The 20,537-nt window shown below is 59.5% G+C and carries 15 protein-coding genes and 1 tRNA gene; 8 read left to right on the forward strand and 8 right to left on the reverse strand.

The genetic code is table 11. The features are described 5' to 3' along the window. Positions 1–90: 90 nt before the first annotated feature. From FB598_RS07410 to FB598_RS07420, 3 genes are all read right to left on the reverse strand, one after another. On the reverse strand, positions 91–966 hold the full coding sequence (locus tag FB598_RS07410) for a CsgG/HfaB family protein (protein ID WP_141913781.1): 876 nt from the start codon (positions 964–966) through the stop codon (positions 91–93). Between the two features lie 483 nt (positions 967–1,449). After that, positions 1,450–2,529 carry an ATP-binding protein gene (locus FB598_RS07415; protein ID WP_141913780.1) on the reverse strand — a complete coding sequence of 360 codons (1,080 nt, stop codon included), beginning with the start codon at positions 2,527–2,529 and terminating at the stop codon, positions 1,450–1,452. A 10-nt stretch (positions 2,530–2,539) separates the two neighbouring features. Further along, on the reverse strand, positions 2,540–3,295 hold the full coding sequence (locus tag FB598_RS07420) for a response regulator (RefSeq protein WP_370454650.1): 756 nt from the start codon (positions 3,293–3,295) through the stop codon (positions 2,540–2,542). Between the two features lie 156 nt (positions 3,296–3,451). Here FB598_RS07420 and FB598_RS07425 point away from each other — a divergent pair, with 156 nt between their 5' ends. From FB598_RS07425 to FB598_RS07450, 6 genes are all read left to right on the forward strand, one after another. Next, positions 3,452–6,556 (forward strand): efflux RND transporter permease subunit, encoded by a 3,105-nt coding sequence (locus FB598_RS07425; protein ID WP_141913778.1) that lies wholly within the window; start codon positions 3,452–3,454, stop codon positions 6,554–6,556. 668 nt (positions 6,557–7,224) lie between these two features. Beyond that, positions 7,225–7,374 (forward strand): hypothetical protein, encoded by a 150-nt coding sequence (locus FB598_RS20690; protein ID WP_183405704.1) that lies wholly within the window; start codon positions 7,225–7,227, stop codon positions 7,372–7,374. Between the two features lie 27 nt (positions 7,375–7,401). After that, the gene (locus tag FB598_RS07435) at positions 7,402–8,385 is read left to right on the forward strand and encodes a DUF1852 domain-containing protein (protein WP_141913776.1); all 984 of its coding nucleotides are present in this window, start codon (positions 7,402–7,404) and stop codon (positions 8,383–8,385) included. Positions 8,386–8,427: 42 nt separating this feature from the next. Next, positions 8,428–9,456, forward strand: a complete 1,029-nt coding sequence (locus FB598_RS07440) for a methionine synthase (RefSeq protein ID WP_141913775.1) — start codon at positions 8,428–8,430, stop codon at positions 9,454–9,456. A 199-nt stretch (positions 9,457–9,655) separates the two neighbouring features. Then, positions 9,656–10,165, forward strand: a complete 510-nt coding sequence (locus FB598_RS07445) for a flavin reductase family protein (protein ID WP_141913774.1) — start codon at positions 9,656–9,658, stop codon at positions 10,163–10,165. An 89-nt stretch (positions 10,166–10,254) separates the two neighbouring features. Continuing rightward, positions 10,255–11,724: a methylenetetrahydrofolate reductase C-terminal domain-containing protein gene (locus FB598_RS07450; RefSeq protein WP_141913773.1), complete on the forward strand. Its 1,470-nt coding sequence runs from the start codon at positions 10,255–10,257 to the stop codon at positions 11,722–11,724. Positions 11,725–12,105: 381 nt separating this feature from the next. Here the strand turns inward: FB598_RS07450 and FB598_RS07455 are convergent, their stop codons facing one another. From FB598_RS07455 to FB598_RS07470, 4 genes are all read right to left on the reverse strand, one after another. Continuing rightward, on the reverse strand, positions 12,106–12,663 hold the full coding sequence (locus FB598_RS07455; protein WP_141913772.1) for a nucleotidyltransferase family protein: 558 nt from the start codon (positions 12,661–12,663) through the stop codon (positions 12,106–12,108). Between the two features lie 198 nt (positions 12,664–12,861). Next, positions 12,862–14,118 carry a hypothetical protein gene (locus tag FB598_RS07460; RefSeq protein ID WP_141913771.1) on the reverse strand — a complete coding sequence of 419 codons (1,257 nt, stop codon included), beginning with the start codon at positions 14,116–14,118 and terminating at the stop codon, positions 12,862–12,864. A 525-nt stretch (positions 14,119–14,643) separates the two neighbouring features. Then, positions 14,644–16,665, reverse strand: coding sequence for an NEL-type E3 ubiquitin ligase domain-containing protein (locus tag FB598_RS07465; protein WP_183405705.1), 2,022 nt, complete (start codon positions 16,663–16,665; stop codon positions 14,644–14,646). Positions 16,666–17,495: 830 nt separating this feature from the next. Continuing rightward, positions 17,496–17,571 (reverse strand) — tRNA-Phe (locus tag FB598_RS07470). A gap of 76 nt (positions 17,572–17,647) precedes the next feature. Here FB598_RS07470 and FB598_RS07475 point away from each other — a divergent pair. Both FB598_RS07475 and FB598_RS07480 read left to right on the forward strand, forming a co-directional pair. Beyond that, entirely contained in the window at positions 17,648–18,904 is a 1,257-nt protein-coding gene (locus FB598_RS07475) for an FAD-dependent monooxygenase (protein ID WP_370454993.1), read from the forward strand. 193 nt (positions 18,905–19,097) lie between these two features. Continuing rightward, complete coding sequence (locus tag FB598_RS07480) at positions 19,098–19,868, forward strand: DsbC family protein (RefSeq protein WP_141913768.1); 771 nt, start codon at positions 19,098–19,100, stop codon at positions 19,866–19,868. Positions 19,869–19,954: 86 nt separating this feature from the next. Here FB598_RS07480 and pth read toward each other — a convergent pair whose 3' ends face one another. After that, positions 19,955–20,533 (reverse strand): aminoacyl-tRNA hydrolase, encoded by a 579-nt coding sequence (pth, locus tag FB598_RS07485; protein WP_141913767.1) that lies wholly within the window; start codon positions 20,531–20,533, stop codon positions 19,955–19,957. Positions 20,534–20,537 lie beyond the last annotated feature (4 nt).

Genomic DNA, 20,537 nt, shown 5'->3' on the forward strand with positions numbered 1-20,537 from the left:
CCGGATGCCGCCAAAATGCAAAACGCCAACCGGCGACGGTTGGCGTTTTGCTTGGGAAACCCGGCGCTCCGCTGCGTAGCCTGGCCGGTCTTATTTTTTCTTTTTCTTGACGGTCTTCTTTGTAACCGGTGCGTCGTCATCGCCCTGCACCGCGAGGTTGCCGCCAGTGCCCAATCCGCCGGCGACGGTCTGTTGCTTGTAGTTGCGGATGGCGCGCACGACGTTGTTGTAGGAGTCGGTGAACGCGGCAACGATCACTTTGCCTTCCGCCGTATTGGAATAGCCGCCCAGCGAACCGCCGGCCGAGCTGCCGACGAGCCGTCCCAGCGCGCCAAAGTCCATGCTGGTGGCGCTGCCTTCGGCCGCTGCCAGCTGTACGCCCGAGCGGTTATCGATCACGGTCAGCAAGGTGCTGGCTTCCTTGGAGTTCATGTTGCCGGCAAGCGCGCCGATGGCCGAGCCGAATCCGCCGGGAAGGAGTCCGGCGACACTTGCGCCGGCGCCGCCTGCGTTGTTATTGGTAAATGTGATCGATGGGCTCAGGCCGTAGTCGGCCGCGACCATTTTCCCTTTGCCGAAATTGGAGCGATTGCGCAATTCGCCGGAGTCTTGCAGGGCGCGTTCGCCCATCATCGTTGTCATGCCGCGGCCGCGTTCCACCACCACGAAGCAATTCGACTGTTGAACCAGCAGTTTGAGCACCGGAACCGTCGAGCCCAGTTTGTATTGCCCGGTCAGAATCCCGTACCAGGGGGCTGACGTATCTTCAATGATCGCCATGGTGCCTAAAGGCTTGTCGCATTTCTCCAGCTGGGCATTCGCATTCTGCGCGTTGGCACCGCCGGCGGAACCGGTGGCGGCCGTCTTGGCGCTGTTGCTTCCCATGTCCATGGTCGAGCAGCCGGCAAGGAACAGCCCGGCAAATAGCGCAGCTGCTGCTTTATAGTTTTTCACTGAAGTATCCATCGGATTTAACACCCCTAAATAAGTTGATCTATCAAGGCGCACGAGGTCAGATTGGCGACTGCGCGATAAGACATGGGAGGAGCATTAAATAGTTGCTGAATTGGAACTTCCTCCGCATTGCGGTGCTGATCCTAGCATATTTCCTTATGTCAACAATATTTGCGCGATATTTCATGTGTAAATTTATTCCCGATACTTACGTTTTTTATTGAATTCAGGTCACCGGGAGCGGGTGGCGGCAAGGCGCTATGCGTCGGGGGAATTTGGCGTGTGCGGATCGATGGGGCTTCGTCTTGTCATGCCGGGAGGGGGCCGGAAAGCGCCAGGCAAACAAAAAAGACAAATACAAAAAGCCCAGCGCGAAGCTGGGCTGAATGTTTTTAAATCCTGTTGGGCGACCTGGGGCGGAATCGAACCTTGGACACAAGGATTTTCAATCCGGGCGTCTGTTTTTCTCCTGCAACGTCGAAACAATACCGGACTCTAGGCAGGCCAACGCATCAGGAAGCACGCGCCTCCCAACTCGGAGCGCCTGCAGATGACGGTTCCATGGTGAGCGCCAATGATGGCCCTGACAACCGCAAGCCCCAGGCCACTGCCTTTGGGGGCGGTATCGGGCTCCAGCGGGCCGCGCTGGAAAGCGTCAAAGATGATCTGCGCATCGGCCGCCCTGATGCCTGGGCCGCTGTCTTCGACGCTGAGTTCATGCATGCCGTCGTTTGACGATGTTCTGATCGTCAGCGGACCCGGTATCGCGTGGCGCAGGGCGTTTTCCAACAGCGCCAGCAGCGCCTGCCGGATTCGGATCGGGTCGCATATCGCCTGCTGCGTATCCAGCGCCAGCGACAGACGAAAACCCTTTTCCAGCAGGGTCGATTCACAGGCCTTCAGCACCGTCATCACTTCTTTCTGCAGATCGGTCTGTTGCAACTGCAATTGCAAGTGTCCGCTGTCGGCCAGGCCGACTACACGTAAATCCTCGATCAGCCGTCCCAGGCCTTCGACCTGGGTCAGCAAGCTGGAGAACAGCGCATGCTCGGGCCGGAAAATGCCTTCCGCCAGGCCCTGCAGGCGGCCGCGCAGGATGGTGACCGGGGTGCGCAGCTCATGCGCGATGGCCGCGTTCCAGAAGATGCGTTCCTGTTCCGCCCGCTGCAGCCGTTCGGCCATGGCGTTGAAGTCGTCGACCAGTTGGGCGGCCTCGCCCAGCGAATGATCGTCGGTGGCCGCGCGTGCCGCCAAGTCCCCTTGCGCCACTTGGCGCAGGCTGGTGGCCACCGAGTTCAGCGGCGCCAGGATGCGGCGCGAGAGACGAATGGCGACCCACACCGCGATGGCCAGGCCGGTCAGCGTGGTGGCGATGATCCAGCCCCATTCCGCCGGCGAGGGGAGCCAGCTGTCGGGCGCCGACAGGCCGGCCGGATAGAACACCCACAGCGTGGCGTAGAAGACATAGGAGCCGAGCAGCACCATCATCATGATGGCCAGCACCAGGATGGCGACCGAGCTGACGATCTGGCGACCCAGGCCCCTGGAGCGGGCGACGACGGGCAGGATGTTCATGGCGCGCGCGTCAGAGGCCATGGTGGAAGCGATAGCCGACGCCGCGGATGCTGACCGGGATACCGGCGATGCCGAGGTCTTCCAGCTTCTTGCGCAGCTTGCTGACGTGGCTGTCGACGGTGCGTTCCAGCGTGTCGCCTTCTGGCAGGCAGGCCGTCAGCAGCTCGGCGCGGCTGAATACGCGTCGCGGCGCACGCGCCAGTTGCGCCAGCAATCTGAACTCGGTCAGCGTCAGCGCCAGCGTGTGCGAACGATCGCCGATTTCGACCACCGCCTCGTGCTGGTCGAAGTCGATGACGAATGGCGCCACTCTCAGGATGCGGCGCTCGTCGCGCTGCTGGCGCGGCAAGCTGCGCCGCAGCACCGCCTGCACCCGCGCCACCACTTCGGCCGGGTTGAACGGTTTGACCACGTAGTCATCGGCGCCAATGCGCAGGCCGATCAGTTTGTCGACGTCCTGGTCCAGCGCGGTCAGCATGATGACCGGCGTGTCGCCGCGCTGGCGGATCTGCGACAGCACCTGCCAGCCGCTGACCTGCGGCATCTGGATGTCGAGCAGCACCAGGTCGGGCTTGAGCGCCAGGTGCAGTTCCAGGGCCTGGGCGCCGTCGGCGGCATGCATGCTGCGCATGCCGCTGCGCGCCAGGTAGGCGGCCAGGATCTCGGCGATCTCGGGCGCGTCCTCGGCGATCAGCACCAGCACGTTGGTTTCCTGCACGGTTTCCGCAGGACTTGCCTCGCCCGTGGCTGTCGCATTCTCTGACATTGTTCCCCTCTCCATCAAAACTCCACAATTGCGTAGCGCAATCCTCATCTTCGCCGGGCAGAATCCGCCTTTTCTTGCGATTGTACTGTCGTGTCGCCGCGCCCAGCAAAGAGACGTCGGTGGCGCCCTATCGCGGGCCGATTCCAGGAGTGTTGCATGCCCCAGTTTTTCATCGACCGTCCCATCTTCGCCTGGGTGGTTGCCTTGTTCATCATCCTGCTTGGCGTGATCGCCATCCCGCAGCTGCCGATAGAGCGCTATCCTTCGGTTGCGCCGCCCACCGTGTCCATCAGCGCCAGCTATCCCGGCGCCACGCCGCAGGCGATGAACGACGGCGTGGTCGGACTGATCGAGCGCGAGCTCTCCAGCGTCAAGAACATGCTGTATTTCGAGTCGTCGGCCGACACCTCCGGCTCCGCGCAAATCACCGTGACCTTCAAGCCCGGGACCGATCCCGAGCTGGCCCAGGTGGACGTGCAGAACCGCCTCAAGGCGGTCGAGGCCCGCCTGCCGCAGGCGGTGCGGCAGAACGGCGTGACGGTCGAGTCGGCCGCTTCGAGCTTCCTGCTGATGGTCAGCCTCACCTCTGCCGACGGCCGCCTGGACGAAGTCGCGTTAAGCGACTACATGGCGCGCAACATTGTCGAGGAGCTGCGCCGTATCGACGGCGTGGGGCGCGTGCAGCTGTTCGGCGCCGAGCAGGCGATGCGCATCTGGGTCGACCCGTTCCGGCTGAATGCCTACAAATTGTCGATGAGCGATATCGGCGCCGCGATCGCGCAGCAGAACGTGCAGATCGCGCCCGGGCGTCTGGGCGACATGCCGGCGTTGCCCGGCCAGCAGATCTCCGTGCCGCTCACCGTGCAGGGGCAGCTGCAATCGCCGGCGCAGTTCGCCGCCATCGTGCTCAAGGCCAAGGACGACGGTGCGCGGGTCACCTTGGGCGATGTCGCGCGCGTCGAGCTGGGCGCGCAGTCCTACGGCTTCTCCAATCGCGAAGACGGCAAGGCCGCTGTGGTAGCGGCGGTGCAGCTGTCGCCGGGCGCCAACGCGGTGCGCGTCGCCGAGGGCGTGCAGGCGCGCATGGCCGAGCTGCGCGCCAGCCTGCCGTCCGGCGTGCATTACTCCTTGCCGTACAACACCGCGCCCTTCGTCAAGATATCCATCCAGAAGGTGGTGCAGACGCTGATCGAGGCCATGGTGCTGGTGTTCATTGTGATGTACCTGTTCCTGCAGAACATCCGCTACACGCTGATCCCGGCAATCGTGGCGCCGATTGCCCTTTTGGGCACACTGGCGGTGATGCTGGCGGCCGGTTTCTCGGTCAATGTGCTGACCATGTTCGGCATGGTGCTGGCGATCGGCATCATCGTCGACGATGCCATCGTGGTGGTGGAAAACGTCGAGCGCATCATGGCGCATGAAGGATTGGGGCCGCGCGAAGCCACGCTCAAGGCAATGAAGGAAATCACCGGCGCCATCGTCGGCATCACGCTGGTGCTGACGGCGGTATTCATCCCCATGGCGCTGGCCGGCGGCTCGGTGGGGGTGATCTATCGACAGTTCACGTTGTCGATGGTGGTGTCCATCCTGTTTTCCGCCTTCCTCGCGCTGAGCCTGACCCCGGCTTTGTGCGCCACGCTGCTCAAGCCCGTGGCGCCTGGCCATCATGAGAAGCGCGGCTTCTTCGGCTGGTTCAACCGGGCGTTCGCGCGCATGACGGCGCGCTACGAGTCGCGCCTGGTCGGCCTGGTGGCGCGCGGCGCACGGGTGATGCTGGTGTTCGTGGGACTGTCGGCCATCCTGCTGTTCGCGTTGCGTTCCTTGCCGTCGGCTTTCTTGCCGGAGGAAGACCAAGGATATTTCATGACTTCCTTTCAGCTGCCCTCCGATGCGACCGCCGAGCGCACCTCGAAGGTGGTCGAGCAATACGAGCGTTACCTGAAGACGCGTCCCGACATCGGCGCCAATCTGTCGGTGCTGGGGTTCGGGTTCTCGGGCTCCGGCCCGAACGCGGCGATGGCGTTCACCGAGCTCAAGGACTGGAAGCTGCGCCAGGGATCCGATGCCGTCACGGAAGTCATGCATGCCCAGGCCGCGATGGAGGGCAGCTCGGACGGCGTCGTCATGAGCCTGATGCCGCCGGCCATCGAAGAGCTGGGCACCTCGTCCGGTTTCGCGATGCGCCTGCAGGACCGAGCCAACCTGGGCTATGCCGCACTCAAGGAGGCCGAGGCCAGGCTGCTTGAGCTGGCCGCGCACAGCAGCAAGGTGAGCGGGGTCTACCCGGACGGGCTGCCTGCCGGCGCCAGCGTCCGGCTGGAAATCGATCGCCAGAAGGCGGCGGCGCTGGGCGTCTCCTTCGGCAGCATCAGCGACACCCTGTCGGCGGCGATGGGTTCACTTTATGTGAACGACTTCCCCAACGAAGGCCGCATGCAGCAGGTCATCGTACAGGCCGATGCCGCCTCGCGCATGCAGATAGAGGACGTGATGAAGCTCTACGTGCGCAACGCCGGCGGCGGCATGGTGCCGCTGGCCGAGCTGGTCAGGCCGGTCTGGCAGAGCACGCCCACGCAGATGGTGCGCTACCAGGGCCTGCCGTCCGTGCGCATTGCCGGCAGCGCCGCGCCCGGCGTGTCGAGCGGCGAGGCCATGGCCGAGATGGAGCGGTTGGCGCAGCAGCTGCCGCCCGGTTTTTCCGTGGCCTGGACCGGACAGTCGCTGCAGGAACGCTTGTCCGCCGCTCAGGCGCCGATGCTGATGGCGTTGTCCATGCTGGTGGTATTCCTGGTGCTGGCGGCCCTGTATGAGAGCTGGTCGATTCCGCTGTCGGTGATGCTGGTGGTGCCGCTGGGCCTGATCGGGGCAGTTGCCGCGGTGCTGTTGCGCGACATGCCCAACGACGTGTTCTTCAAGGTCGGCCTGATCACCGTCATCGGCCTGTCGGCCAAGAACGCCATCCTGATCGTGGAGTTCGCCAAGCAGCTGCGAGAAGACGGGATGAGCCTGGCACAAGCTGCGGTCAAGGCATCCGCCTTGCGCCTGCGGCCGATCCTGATGACTTCGATGGCGTTCGCCCTGGGTGTCGTGCCGTTGATGCTGGCCGGCGGCGCCAGCGCCGAGACCCAACAGGCGATCGGCACCGGCGTGTTCGGCGGCATGGTCAGCGCGACCGTATTGGCGGTGTTCTTCGTGCCCGTGTTCTTCGTGTTCGTACTGGGCTGGGCGGAGCGCATGCGCGGCAAGGCGATGCGCTGATGTGCCCGCGCGCCGACTTGCGCCTGTATGGAAGGCCGCGTGGCAGGCAAGGAAGCCCCCGGTCGCTTGTCCACCACGCGCAATATCGTTGCCATGACATCCGCGTTGTCGCCACGCAGAGTCGGCATGGTTGGCAAATGACCTTGCACATACTGCATCAGGGCAAGCGGATCGTCCGCCGCCATGAACCGGGGCACTTGTATCTGGACTTTGAGCACGCTCGCATTGCCGGTCTGCTTCTGGCGTATGAGACTGTAGATCTGCGGTTAACCGGGCAATTGAGCCGGGCGTGAAATTCTATGGCGGCGACGACTCCGCAATCGAATCCGGGGCGCGCCATCCGTCGCCAGACCTCCAAGCAGAATGGCTTGGAGGCGCCCTGCCAGCACAAGATTGAACGGGCTTTCGGCCATTCCATCCATCATGCGCTGTCTCTGCAGTAAGAAGCGCCTCTGTGGCGCCAGCCCCAATCTCACACTCCGCCGCCAGCGTCGATCCGCAGCTGGCGGATCTTCCTGTTGATCAAGGCGTTCACCAAACGCGACCGATGGTTCTGATGCCGGGTTTTTCGCCTGGCAGGGCGGCGGCAGCGCGCAATGCATGGTGGGGCAAATGGCGCGGGCCGTCTCCAGGCGCATCGGCATGCGTCCATTGCATGAGTAAATGTAATGATTTTATTAGATAAATTCATTTTTATTCATGGATTGATCGGCATAGAATTCGTCTCGCATATCGTCAATGACAAGACTGCCGAATCAAAAAAACAAAATTTTTTGGAAGTACTGAAAAACAGGCGCAAGCAGTGGGCGCAGGCTTGATCTCAGAAATTAGGGTACGGGACCATCATGAGTAAAGAATTCACATTTGCCATCAAGAGCATTTGTTTCGATGAGGACTATCGTCCTTCCGAGAATACGCGCATCACCACCAACTTCGCCAATCTGGCCAGGGGGGAGAGCCGCCAGGAAAACCTGCGCAACACCTTCCGGATGATCGACAATCGTTTCAATGCCCTGGCGCATTGGGACAATCCCACGGGGGACCGTTATAACGTCCAGCTCGAGATCATCTCGGTCGAGATGACCGTCGATGGCGCAAGCGCCGGCAACGCGCTCCCCCTGATTGAGATCTTGAAGACCATCATCATCGATCGCCACACCAACGAACGTATCGCCGGCATCGTGGGGAATAACTTTTCCTCCTACGTGCGCGATTACGACTTCAGCGTTGTCCTGCCGGAGCGCAACAAGAACCAGCCGGTGTTCAGCGCGCCGGAGGATTTTGGCGACCTGCACGGCAAGCTGTTCAAGTCCTTCGTGAATTCGGACACGTACAAGAAACATTTCAACAAGCCGCCCGTCATCTGCCTGAGCGTGTCGAGCAGCAGGACCTATCAGCGCACTGAAAACCAGCATCCGGTATTGGGCGTGGAATACGTGCAGGACGCGTATTCCCTGACCGACGAATACTTCAAGAAAATGGGCATGAAGGTGCGCTATTTCATGCCGCCGAACAGTGCCGCGCCGCTGGCTTTTTATTTCTCCGGCGATTTGCTCGGCGATTACACGAACCTTGAGCTGATCAGCACCATCAGCACGATGGATACCTTCCAGAAGATCTATCGCCCCGAGATCTACAACGCCAATTCCGTGGCCGGAAGATCCTATCAACCCAGCCTGAAGCACCAGGACTATTCATTGACCCGGATCGTCTATGACCGGGAAGAGCGCAGCCGGCTGGCTGTCGAGCAGGGCAGGTTTGTCGAGGAGCATTTCATCAAGCCTTACCAGGCCGTTCTGGCGCAATGGTCCGCCAATTGCGCGCATTGATTCACTGATTCATTGATTCATTCCCACACCAGGTCATCTATTGTGAAAAAACTGTTACCCACGTCGACTGCCGGCAGCCTGCCTAAACCTTCCTGGCTCGCAGAGCCCGAGAAACTCTGGTCACCCTGGAAGCTGCAAGGTGAAGAACTGCGCGACGGCAAGCGGGACGCCTTGCGCCTGGCGTTGCAAGAGCAGCAGCACGCCGGCATCGATATCGTCAGCGATGGCGAACAGACGCGCCAGCATTTCGTGACGACCTTTATCGAGCACCTGGATGGCGTCGATTTCGAGAAGCGCGAGACCGTCAGAATCCGCGACCGCTACGATGCCAGCGTGCCGACCGTCGTGGGCGCTGTCTCGCGCCAGAAACCGGTCTTCGTCGAGGACGCCAAGTTTCTCCGTCAACAGACCGGGCAACCCATCAAATGGGCGTTGCCAGGTCCCATGACCATGATCGACACGCTGTATGACGCGCATTACAAGAGCCGCGAAAAACTGGCCTGGGAATTCGCCAAGATCCTCAATCAGGAGGCCCGGGAGTTGGAGGCCGCCGGTGTCGACATCATCCAGTTCGATGAGCCTGCGTTCAACGTCTTCTTTGATGAGGTGAACGACTGGGGTGTTGCCACCCTGGAAAAAGCCATTGAGGGACTGAAATGCGAAACGGCCGTGCATATCTGCTACGGCTATGGCATCAAGGCCAATACCGACTGGAAAAAGACGCTGGGCTCCGAGTGGCGGCAATATGAAGAAGCATTCCCCAAGCTGCAAAAATCCAGCATCGATATCGTTTCGCTGGAATGCCATAACTCTCATGTCCCCATGGATTTGATCGAACTCATCCGGGGCAAGAAAGTGATGGTCGGGGCCATCGATGTGGCCAGCAACACCATTGAAACCCCCGAGGAAGTCGCCAATACCCTGCGCAAGGCGCTGCAGTTTGTCGATGCGGACAAGCTCTATCCTTGCACCAACTGCGGCATGGCCCCCCTGGCGCGTGGCGTGGCAAGAGGCAAGCTCAATGCCTTGAGCGCCGGCGCGGAAATCGTCCGCAAAGAACTCGCGAAGTAATTCCGAGGCGGGAAATGGCCGTCGCGACAAATGCGCGACGGCCAGATGCAAAGTGCCGTTTTGGCCCGGCCGGCGCTGGTTGATGAGCGCCTTCCACATCCGTAACGGCCCAAGTCAGCCTGCATGAGTCCGCTAATATTTCGGACGACGCCGGGCTCCCCTTAACGCTGTCGATCCGTACCTGTATTTCATTCTTGCCATGTCAATTTCCAGTACCGCCGTCGAGCCATTGCGCTTTCGCGAAGCGCTCGGGCATTACGCTTCCGGTATCACGGTGATTACATCGCTCGTCGATGAAGAGCCGATCGGCTTCACCTGCCAATCGTTCTATAGCGTCTCGATGAGCCCGCCGCTGGTGTCCTTCAGCGTCATGTCAGGCTCGGCCAGCTATCCCAGGATTCGCCAGGCAGGCCGGTTCGCGGTCAATATCCTGTCAAATGAACAGGTCCGTATCTCCAACCAGTTCGCGCGTCGAGGCACGGACAAGTGGCATGGCATCGAATGGCGAGAATCGCCGCTGGGTAATCCGCTCATTGCCGGAAGCCTGCACTGGCTTGATTGCGAAATCTACGCCGAACATGCCGCGGGTGACCACGTCATCGTGATTGGCGAAGTGAAAGCCTTGAACCTGCAGGAAGCGGTTGCCGCGCAGCCGTTGCTGTATTTCAAAGGCCAGTACCGCAACATCGCCGCGCATAGCGTGGCTTGAGCGCTTGCCGCCGCCCGCTATTGCCGCAATTGTTGCAATCGTTGCTCGATAGCGACTGCGTCACCTTCTGATCTATAAAGGTCGCTGCCTTGAGCGTATTGAAACAGGTGCTGAATGAAGGGCGCTTCGTCTGCGTACTGGAGATCATTCCTCAACAGTCAACTGCGCGCCTGGCCGCGCTTGAGCGGATCGTGCAACGCGGGCATCTGGCCGGCTGGCCGTTGCTGCCGGCCTTTTCCGACCGGGTCGGGCTGCGCTCGGACCTGAGTCCCCTGGCAGGCGCCGGCGCATTGGGCGATCCGGCCTCATCCTTACTCCACTTTTCAGGCAAGGACCGCGAGCGCGCAGACTTGCTGCTGCAGATGGAGGCGATGCAAGCCCGCGGCCTGCGCCAATTGTTGCTGCTCAGCGGCGATCGCTTGCCGGGTCACCGCCCCGGCCAGGCGCCGGTGCGTTATCTTGAGTCGGTGCCCGCGCTGCAACTGGCCCGTGCGCATGGCCCGGACTGGCTGTTGGGCGCCGCGTTGAACCCATTCAAATACCGCGAAGAAGAAGGCGGCGCCCAGTATCTGAAGGCGCAGAAAAAGCTGTTGGCCGGCGCCGATTTCCTTACCCTGCAACTGGGTTTCGATGCCGCCAAGCATATTGAGGCCCAGGCCTGGATGCGCGCCCAGGCATGCGCAAAACCGATGCTGGCCTGCGTCATGCAGCTGACAGGAAAACGCGCGGCCGCCCTGCAGAAGGTGCCCGGCATCGTCATCACCGAATCCATGCGCGGGTTGCTGGAGCGGGAGCGGCAGGTATCGCCCGCTTATGCCGGGGCACGAAGCCGCGCGCGCCTGGCGCTGCAGATCGTGGGCTTGCAATTGATGGGCTACGCTGGAGTCCATGTGTCCGGGTTGCATGCGCTGGACGAACTGCTGGCGTTGGAGCAGGCAATCTGCAAGCAGCGCGACAGCGTGGCCTCACTGGCCGCTTGGATCGAACGCTGGCAGGTAAGCTGGGAGATGCCTGACGCGCCCAGGGTCTGCTTCACCCCCGATGCCGGCGCCTGGAAAATGGGGCAATCCAATGTCGCCGCCACCCGCCGGGAGCGCCTGAAATACACGCTGCTATCCAAGGTACATGGTCGGTTCTTCAGCCGCACAGGGTGGCTCAGCCAAGCTTTTGGCTGGAGCGTGACGCGCCCGCTCTGGCAAGACGGCATCGCCGCGCAGGCGCTGCATGCCGTCGAACGGGCGATCAAACGGCCGCTGCTCGGCTGCGATACCTGCGGCCGCTGCCGCTTGCAGGATACCCTCTACATATGCCCGGAGACATGCCCCAAAGGCCTGGCAAACGGCCCCTGCGGCGGCACCCATCTCAATCGTTGCGAATTTGGCGACCGCGAGTGCGTGCATGGCGTCAAATACCGGATCGCCAAATCTGCCGGTCAGTTGCCCGTGCTGGCGCTGACCTTGATTCCTGACATCGAAGCGGGTCACAGGCGCCGCAGTTCCTGGCCTGAGTGGTTTGCGCGGGTGGATTCGACGTCGCGGCAAGCATGCAAGCGTCGCTAATGAAGCGTGCAACACCCGAAGCGGAAAGAATGGCAAGACGTTCAGGATGAATCTGGCGATCAGCGATTGAAGTTTCCTGAGATCGTTATGGCAGTGGCAGCTTCGAACCGAAGCTGGTGACCAAGAAGCGCCAGATGGCGTCAACGCGTAGTCGAGGGGGCAGCGGCACTTCTTGTGGCATTGCTGTTGAAGGCAATGGGCGCGTAAGCGCTTTAACGTCTTACTATCAACGCTCCGTTTGATGTGCATTCTGCCTACATCAGGACGCTATCGAGACATCTGTAAGAGGTCTGTCGGCCAAGAACTGAAAAGTAGACTGACGCTCTGTTTTTATACAGCCTCGGCCGGAAGTGGACTATCAACGGTTGGGACTATTGAATTCTACCAAGGCACCATGCGCAACTTGGGCCATAGTTGAAGCCAATTTTTGGCAACAACTCGGTTTTCCATAATTTGCTTCTTCTCCACTTGATATCGGGGTGTGGGGCGAATTACTCCTTCGTAAAGATCATCCAGTCCATACGGAGCTGTTATTTGGATACCTTCATTCTCTTCCCACCTCACGCCTATGGCTGTCGCAGTCTCGGGCCAAAAGCGCATAGCATCGGTGGACGATTGATAGGCCTTGTCACCATTTTTCGAATGCATTCTGCTCTGGTTTTTGACGGACCATTGAACCGTACTATCCATAGTCATCAGAAGGCTTTCCAGCTCCTGATCGATTCCTGGGTCACATCGCGTGGAATCGAACCATATAACATCAATATCCGACAGATGAGGACGGCTTGCAAAGCCGTGGATGGCATCCCATACGGTGTTTCGCACAAAACCCGCGCCTATCCAGCAGTCAGGCAAGGACAATGTCGCTACGATCTTCAGTAGCCTTAGTCTGTATGGATCATTTAGTAATAGCGCAGCCAAGTTGCTTTTGAATTTCATTGCGAGAAGCCTGGTAAGCGAAAAGTTGCGGCTTTATGCTGGATTTAGTACTGGATGCACTTTCGTATCGCGCTGCCGTGGGATTAGGAGTGCTACGGGAAGCCCCATGGCTTTTCTTGTTGAAGCGTTTCCTGAGAATTCTCGGCCACGTACTTGTTGAAATAGCGTCGGTGCAACCCTCCACCCGGGCCGGCATGACTACACCTGCGAGCCTTCGGACGTCACAGTCTTGTCCTCCCTCGTGATCCGATTCCGGCCTATCGGCCTCAGACTGCCATCTGCGTTGACATAATGGCGCAATGTTGCATACTTGAAATTCTTTTTCTCAGCAAAGCGAACAAGGCTACCTGCGTCGCGAACTAACCCTGGATTGGCTTTCACTTTCCGTAGAAAGGTAGTATCAACAGGAGCAAAACGGTGTCCGTCCTTCTCGGCGATCCGATCCCGGGCCATCTTCCTCAGACTGCCACTTTCATTGAAATAATTGTTCAATACGCTATAAAAATAACCCCTCTGTATAGCAAAGCCAGCAACGCCGCCTGCGTTTGGAATCAAGCTTGGGTTGGCCTTCACTTCCCGTAGCAGGTCATCCTCAACAGTAGTCTTAAGCGTTTCATCCTCCTTGCCGAGCAGATCATTGGCGGCCGGCCTCAGTTCGCCATCCGCAGTGACATAACGACGCAATGTTTCATACTTGACGTTTTCTCGCTCAGCAAAGTCCACCAGGCCATCTGCGTCGCGAACTAACTCTGGATTGACCTTCACTTTCCATAGAAAGTCAGCATCAATAGGAGCAAAACGCCATCCATTTTCCTCGGCGATCCGATCCCGGCCTGCCTTTCTCAGGCTACCATCTGTACAGACATATTCTCGCAAGCTGTGTTTCGGAACGCCCTCCTGCCTGGCAAACTCAGCAAGGCCTATATTTTGAATTAACGTTGGGTCTGCCTCGACTTTCCGTAGCAGGTCAGTACCGACAATAAAACTTTTTTTGACAAGCTTTGCTTGAGGAGGCATGGACATTCGATTTGTCGCATGGTCTGCGCTCCGCTTTCTCATTGCGAGGAGTTGCTCCCCTTGCAGAGCAGTTTCGATGATTGATGACGTTTCTGGCGATGACGGACGTTGTGCGAACGTCGAGGGCGGTATTCCTTTCAGGGCATCTCTAATGACCTGAGGCGTTTCTGGCGGTGGCGGGCGTTGCGCTAACGTCGAGAACCCGGCAGACCACTCCCCTGCGAAAGCATCACTCGGGTTTTCCCTCGTTTCTGGCTGGAACTGCCATGGCTCCCCGCCCCCCATATTAAACGGGATGAACGGAACGGAGTGCACAGCCTGTACATTCTGTGCAAGAGATATCTGCGAAGAGAAAGCTTCTTCTGACGGCGACGTTGCCTGATCAGGCGTACATGCCATACCTGGATATCGGAGAGTCGAAAAGGGGGGGAGACGCATATTTGCTCCTGGTGCCGTGCTCGCCACACGCAGCCTGCTTATCATTGATCAAAATATCCCCGCACACGGAGTGATAGAGGGGGAGACCGCTACTCTATAAAATAAGATGCCCGCCATCTTTCACATTTCGCGCAAATTCCGGTTTTTAATAGGAGGACGTCATGACATTGCAAGATGCTATGGATCGAGCAATCGGTGAGCGGACTTTGTACGGGGTCGCAATGGACTGGGACATGCCGTACCAAATGCTAAGTAAATACGTGCGTGGTGACCGCGTGCCTGACGCAAAAACGCTTTGAAAATGGCAGACGATGCCAGATTGCGCCGAGGAAATGCTGGCCTTGATGGCCGCTGCTGAGGAAACAAAAAAGGCAGCGACACCGGAAAGTGTGGCTGCCTTTTTCGAAAAGGAATCTTTAGTGATATCCATGAACTTGTGACTAGGCGCGTTCCAGATCGTAGGAACCATAAGCGTTACCCATATCGTTTTGGGTGATTAGTGCTTAGAACGCATCTCACGCCTATTTATGAAATGGGTTCTAGAATCCGGTCGAGAAATGCTTCCTCTCCCCTGGCGCGCAAAACCTCTCTTGCAACGTTGTAGCGAACTTCCAGTTCCTGCTCTTTCATCACTGCACTACCCAATTGAGCCAATGCATCGTCATCATCTTCTGACAAACCGACCTCTGCCAATTTCGCCTTCACCTCTTGCTTAAAAGCAGGCTGCAGGGTCGTCAACATCTGATGTTCCCGCTCACGCCAACCGGGCGAAAAACGGGTCAACATTGCCTGCCAAGGCGCCCAATCGAGGAGGAAATACTGAAAAAACTCCGCCTGCTCCCGGCTTTGGACCTCGGTTACTGCATCATCCAGGTCCTGTTTGGTCACCCCGGAGACATTGAAGAACCGCATGTCCACAAGGTCGGTGGGCAAGCCCAGCCGCTCGTGCAATCGGACCTGATAGGCCAGGTAGACTACGATTTCGTCCACTTCTACTTCTTCTTCTTCTTCTTCTTCTTCTTCTTCTTCTTCTTCTTCTTTCATTTGTCGCAATGATTCAACTTTCCTGCTGGCGATCTTCGCCAGCGCATCCAGGCGAAATGCGCCACGTCCGAGCTCGACGAGCGCATCGAGCCTGGTGTCATATGCACCGCGACTGACTTCGTACGCATTATCGAGGTTCTTCATGTCGTTATAAGTCAATGCAACCCGGTCCTCGCAAGACTCGGTCGATCGGTCGGCAATCGCATAGATTAATGCTCGAAGTTCACTATCCTGCGCGATCTTGGGTAGCCACGTGGCTACCGCTGCCTTGAGCTTGGGCGTGTAATTGACGGATTCCCATAGCCGATCCAAAAACAGTGAAAACTTCCCTGCGGCCGGTTCAGCGTCGAGCTCTCGCCATCGTTCCGCTTGAGCTTCATCGACGCTCCCCAGCCATTTCTCGACCGCCTCGTGAAGGGGGCGTGCCGGCGAATTGTTATCGTCCTCGGACATATCAAACAAGATTAGAGGGCCATTGTAGTCTGCTACGGATATGCGTTCCCTTATCCCTGGCAGATCACCTGCCAATCCTGGGTTGCCTGTGATATCCACCTGGCACGTTGGCGGCAGACTGTAAATATTTTCGGGAAACGAGGTTAGTTGGTTGTTGCTGACATCAAGCAGACGGAGGCTCGCGGGCCACTCAGTCGGCCACGAAGTCAGCATGTTCCCCGCTACGTCAAGCAGCTCGAGGTTCTTGGGCAAGGTCGGCAAACCAGTCAGCCGAAGATTGAACCATACCTGAAGCTTCTTGAGATCCTTAGGCAAAGCCGGCAATTCAGTCAGCTCGTGACTCGATACGGTAAGCACTTTAAGGTGCTCGGGCAAGGCCGGCAACTCGGTCAACTGCATGCAAAGTACCTCAAGGCTCTCGAGGCTCGCGGGAAGGTCTGGTAACTTGGCCGCCTCGAGGCTGAATACCTCAAGCTTCTTGAGGCGCCCGGGCCAGGCCGGGAACTCAGGCACCCGGCCGGAACTTATCTTGATGCTATCGAGGTTCGCGGGAAAGGCCGGCAATACAGTCAGGTGAGGGGCAATCAGGTCAAGGTTGGTGAGATGCTTGGGGAACGGCGGCAACTCATCCAATTGGTCCCAGATTAGGGTAAGGCTGGTGCAGTGATCGGGCATGAGCGGCAGGCTATGCAAAGGTATCGCCGATAAATCCAGCGTGCCTTTATTCATATGCAGAAACTGATCCCTCACCTCTTTACGCGTGTCGTCGCCTGGTGGCGCGACTTTCTCCCATACGTGTAGGAAATAGGGATAAAGCGCATCGCCATCGCCGCCCATTTGCTCCTGTAGTTCCGTTGAAATATCGACCGCAGCGCCTAGGATCTGGCTCGTGTGCGCGCCGGTTTCCAGCATCGCGAGAACTTCATCGGCGAGTTGCGTATAAATCAGCGAGAACCCGCGCGATCTGACGCCCGTACTATCCTGGCAAGGCCCCAGAAGGCCGTCGACCAAAGCCTGGATGTTCGTGCTTTCGCTGCATGCACGCATCATGTGTTGCGTGAGATCCCGGCGCGCTGCCGAAATGTCAGGTGGGTACGATTGACTGAACTGATGATGGATCCAAGCTATGGCTGCCAGCAAGCTGACGCAGCGTAGTTTATGAAGAGCAGTGTCCCGCCCCCCTGCATACTCAAGTATCAGCGTTCTGACTTCGGTGAGTTGACGGGGCGATCCGCTTAACGGACTGGCTGCCGCGCCAAGCGAAGAAGGTCCAACAGGAGGGATGTGCATCGATGAAGCATGAAGACTTGTTGTGATGGGGAAGTCATTCTAGCCATGGCTGGATACTGTCTCTTTCAAAAAACGCTCAAGCGTCTCTGCCTCCTCTCCAGTTCTAAACTAAACTGTCCAATTCCCGGGGCAGGTCAAGCGGCTCAGTTTCTAGATCAGCCTTGGTCCAGCCCGAGGGGGGGGACTCCAACAGGAATGACTGCACCTGCGAGTCTTTGGACGTTGCAGCCCCGCCCGCGCTCGCGATCCGATTCCGGGCTATCGGCCTAAGACTGCCATCTGCGTTGACATAATTCCGCAATATTGCATACTTGACATTCTCTTTCTCAGCAAAGCGAACAAGGCCACCTGCGGCACGAACTAACTCTGGATTGGCCCTCACTTCCCGTAGCAGGTCATCCTTGACCTGATCGATTAATTTGTAGTCGCAGCGATTGTTAGTCTTCGACTTCAAACCGCTTTGAAGATGGCTGATGCTGCGCAGAGCAGATTGAGCGCGGAGAAATGCTGGTCTTGATGGCACAGGCCGAGAAAACAAAAAAGGCAGCGACACTCGAAAGTGTGGCTGCCAATTCTGCAAAAAGATATTTTGGTGGCCCGGGGCGGAATCGAACCACCGACACAAGGATTTTCAATCCTCTGCTCTACCGACTGAGCTACCAGGCCAAGACGCAAGATTATAGCAAAGAAAAAAAATACTGCAAGGCCTTTCTCATAAATTGTTTATGAGGCGGCGTTTATAATGCGACCCATGACTTCCAATGCCCAATTCATGACTGCTTCGCCGGCTGCGGCCGGTACCGATATCTGCATCGTCGGCAATGGCGCGGTAGGCAAGGCCGCTGCGCTTGGACTGGCGCAGGCGGGTTTGCGGGTGACGTTGCTGGCGCCGCCGTCGTCGCCATCGCCATCGCGTCCTGCGCCGGCCGATGAGGCCAGCTGGGATGTGCGGGTGTATGCCTTGAACCATACCGCGCGCCGGCTGCTGTCGTCGGTGCGGGTGTGGGAGGCGATGGATGCCGGGCGCATCGCGCCCGTGGACAACATGACGGTGCAGGGCGATGGCGCCTCGGCGCAGGGCGGGGCGGGATTGCTGTCGTTCGATGCCTATGGCGCGCGCACCGATGCGCTGGCGTGGATTGTCGAAGACCGCAACCTGGATGCTGCGCTCAATGCCGCGCTGCGTTTCGCGCCCAATGTAAAACTGGTGCAGGGCCGGGCGACGGCGCTGTCGGTGTCGCCTGAGGCCGCTACGCTCACGCTCGCATCCGGCGAGAGCCTGTCGGCGTCGCTGGTGGTGGGCGCCGATGGCGGCCATTCGTGGGTGCGCGGCCAGTGCGACATCGGGCTCGATTATCGCGCGTACGGCCAGCGTGCCATCGTCACCAATTTCAGTTGCGAGAAGCCGCATCTGGGCGTGGCCTACCAGTGGTTCAGCCCGGTCGAAGGGGTGGTGGCGCTGCTGCCGTTGCCGGGCAACCGCGTCTCGCTGGTGTGGTCGGCGCCGGATGCGCTGGCCGAGCAATTGTTGCGTTTGCCCTTGTCCGAACTGGCGCAGCGACTGGCGGTCTGGGCCGCGCCGGTGCTGGGGGCGCTCACGCCCCTGCAGCCGGAGGTGGTCAAGGCGTTCCCGCTGGCGCTGATCAAGCCGCACGCGATGATTGCCGAGCGCGTGGCGCTGATCGGCGATGCCGCGCATGTCGTGCATCCGATGGCCGGCCACGGCATGAACCTGGGGTTTGCCGATGTTGCGGCGCTGATCGATACGCTGGCCGCGCGCGAGCCGCAATACGACTGCGGCGACAGCCGCGTGCTGCGCCGCTATGCGCGTGCGCGCAAGGAAGAGGTATTGCTGATGCAACTGGCCACCGATGGCTTGAACCGCATTTTTTCCACCGATGCCGAGCCGTTGCGCATGGCGCGCAATATCGGAATGAACCTGATCAACCGCTTGCCGGTCTTAAAGCGTCGGCTGATCGCGCATGCGCTGGGCAAGTGAGCAAGTGAGGCGGGCCGATTTGAGGTAAGGTAATGCGCCTGGCCGGATCCTGGAACCTGTTTGTGATCCGGCCGCGACGTTTGCGCCATCTATCAACCAATTCCCACGGGGTGACCGCCAGGGCAGGTGTGGTACGGTTTTCAGGCCGATGCCGCCAGGATTGCCCGGGCGTTTGATTTGAATCAGGACCACTATGAATAATTTTCTGACCACCGGCCCGGCGCGCACGCTGCGCCACATCGGCATGGCCGTGGCTGTACTGGCATCGACGGTGGCGGGCGTTTCCGCCCATGCGCAGGCCGAAGCGGCCGACAGCACCGAGGCTACCATCAAGAAGCTGATCGAGCCGCGCCTGGGCCAGGGCGCCAAGGTCGATGCCGTGACCAAGACGCCGTATGCCGGCCTGTATGAGATCCAGATCGACGGCGACGTGATCTATACCGACGCCAAGGCGCAATACCTGTTCATCGGCCGCGTGGTCGATGCGCAGACCTATCGCGACTTCACCAAGGAAAAGATCGAGGCCATCAACAAGGTGCCCTTCTCCGGCCTGCCGCTGGACAAGGCGATCAAGACCGTCAAGGGCAACGGCAAGCGCATGATGGCGATCTTCGAGGATCCGAACTGCATCTACTGCAAGCGCCTGCACAAGACGCTGCAGGAAGTCGACAACACCACCGTCTACACTTTCCAGTACAACATCCTGTCGCCGGACTCCATCGTCAAGTCGCGCAACATCTGGTGCGCGCCCAATCCGAGCAAGGCCTGGAGCGACTGGATGATCAACGGCAAGGAAGCGCCGGCCGCTGCCGCCAGCTGCAACGCACCGCATGACGAGGTGCTGGCGCTGGGCAAGAAGATGAAGGTCACCGGCACGCCGACCATCATCTTCACCGACGGCTCGCGCGTGCCTGGCGCGATCGACGCCAAGGCGCTGGAACAGAAGCTGTCCTCGCTCAAGTAAGCCGGCAATGAAAAAGGGGCGTCCGCATGGCGGGCGCCCCTTGTTTTTTATGCGTACGCGCGCGTCCAAGCGGACGGCACGCGTAGTCATTTGCTCGTGTGCAGTTCCATCATTGCCGCTTCGAACTTGCCCTGGCACAGCAGCGGGATGACGTTCAGGCTCTTGTCCAGCGCCTCGTTGATCAGCGCCTGTTCTTCCTTGCGCGGGCGGTGCAGCACGAAGTCCGCCACCGGCTGCTGCAAGCCGAGCGTGCGCGGATGGCCGATGCCCAGGCGCAGGCGCCAGTAGTCTTGCGTGCCCAGCGCGGCGGTGATGTCCTTCAAGCCGTTGTGGCCGCCGGACGAGCCGCCTTTCTTGATGCGCGCCACGCCGGGCGCCAGGTCGAGTTCGTCATGCGCCACCAGCACTTCCTCGGGCGCGATCTTGTAGAAGCGCGCCAGCGCGCCGACCGACTGGCCGGAGCGGTTCATGTAGGTCTGCGGCTCCAGCAGCCAGACTTCGTTGCCGGCGACCGAGGTCTTGCCGGCCAGCGCGTTGAAGCGCGCCTCGCGCGCCAGGCGCACCGGGCCGGCCAGGTTGTCGACCAGCCAGAAGCCTGCGTTGTGCCGGGTTTGTTCGTATTCCGGGCCGGGGTTGCCGAGGCCGACGATGAGGCGAATGGACATGTTG

It is taken from the genome of Herbaspirillum sp. SJZ106 (assembly GCF_006715495.1).
In the GTDB taxonomy this organism is placed as follows: domain Bacteria; phylum Pseudomonadota; class Gammaproteobacteria; order Burkholderiales; family Burkholderiaceae_D; genus Herbaspirillum.

Excerpts from the sequence above, each read along its gene's own strand:
- FB598_RS07410 (WP_141913781.1), bottom strand. The coding sequence starts at position 966 with ATGGATACTTCAGTGAAAAACTATAAAGCAGCAGCTGCGCTATTTGCC.
- FB598_RS07415 (WP_141913780.1), bottom strand. The coding sequence starts at position 2,529 with ATGAACATCCTGCCCGTCGTCGCCCGCTCCAGGGGCCTGGGTCGCCAG.
- FB598_RS07420 (WP_370454650.1), bottom strand. The coding sequence starts at position 3,295 with ATGTCAGAGAATGCGACAGCCACGGGCGAGGCAAGTCCTGCGGAAACC.
- FB598_RS07425 (WP_141913778.1), top strand. The coding sequence starts at position 3,452 with ATGCCCCAGTTTTTCATCGACCGTCCCATCTTCGCCTGGGTGGTTGCC.
- FB598_RS20690 (WP_183405704.1), top strand. The coding sequence starts at position 7,225 with ATGATTTTATTAGATAAATTCATTTTTATTCATGGATTGATCGGCATA.
- FB598_RS07435 (WP_141913776.1), top strand. The coding sequence starts at position 7,402 with ATGAGTAAAGAATTCACATTTGCCATCAAGAGCATTTGTTTCGATGAG.
- FB598_RS07445 (WP_141913774.1), top strand. The coding sequence starts at position 9,656 with ATGTCAATTTCCAGTACCGCCGTCGAGCCATTGCGCTTTCGCGAAGCG.
- FB598_RS07455 (WP_141913772.1), bottom strand. The coding sequence starts at position 12,663 with ATGAAATTCAAAAGCAACTTGGCTGCGCTATTACTAAATGATCCATAC.
- FB598_RS07460 (WP_141913771.1), bottom strand. The coding sequence starts at position 14,118 with ATGCGTCTCCCCCCCTTTTCGACTCTCCGATATCCAGGTATGGCATGT.
- FB598_RS07465 (WP_183405705.1), bottom strand. The coding sequence starts at position 16,665 with ATGATGCGTGCATGCAGCGAAAGCACGAACATCCAGGCTTTGGTCGAC.
- FB598_RS07475 (WP_370454993.1), top strand. The coding sequence starts at position 17,648 with ATGCGACCCATGACTTCCAATGCCCAATTCATGACTGCTTCGCCGGCT.
- FB598_RS07480 (WP_141913768.1), top strand. The coding sequence starts at position 19,098 with ATGAATAATTTTCTGACCACCGGCCCGGCGCGCACGCTGCGCCACATC.
- pth (WP_141913767.1), bottom strand. The coding sequence starts at position 20,533 with ATGTCCATTCGCCTCATCGTCGGCCTCGGCAACCCCGGCCCGGAATAC.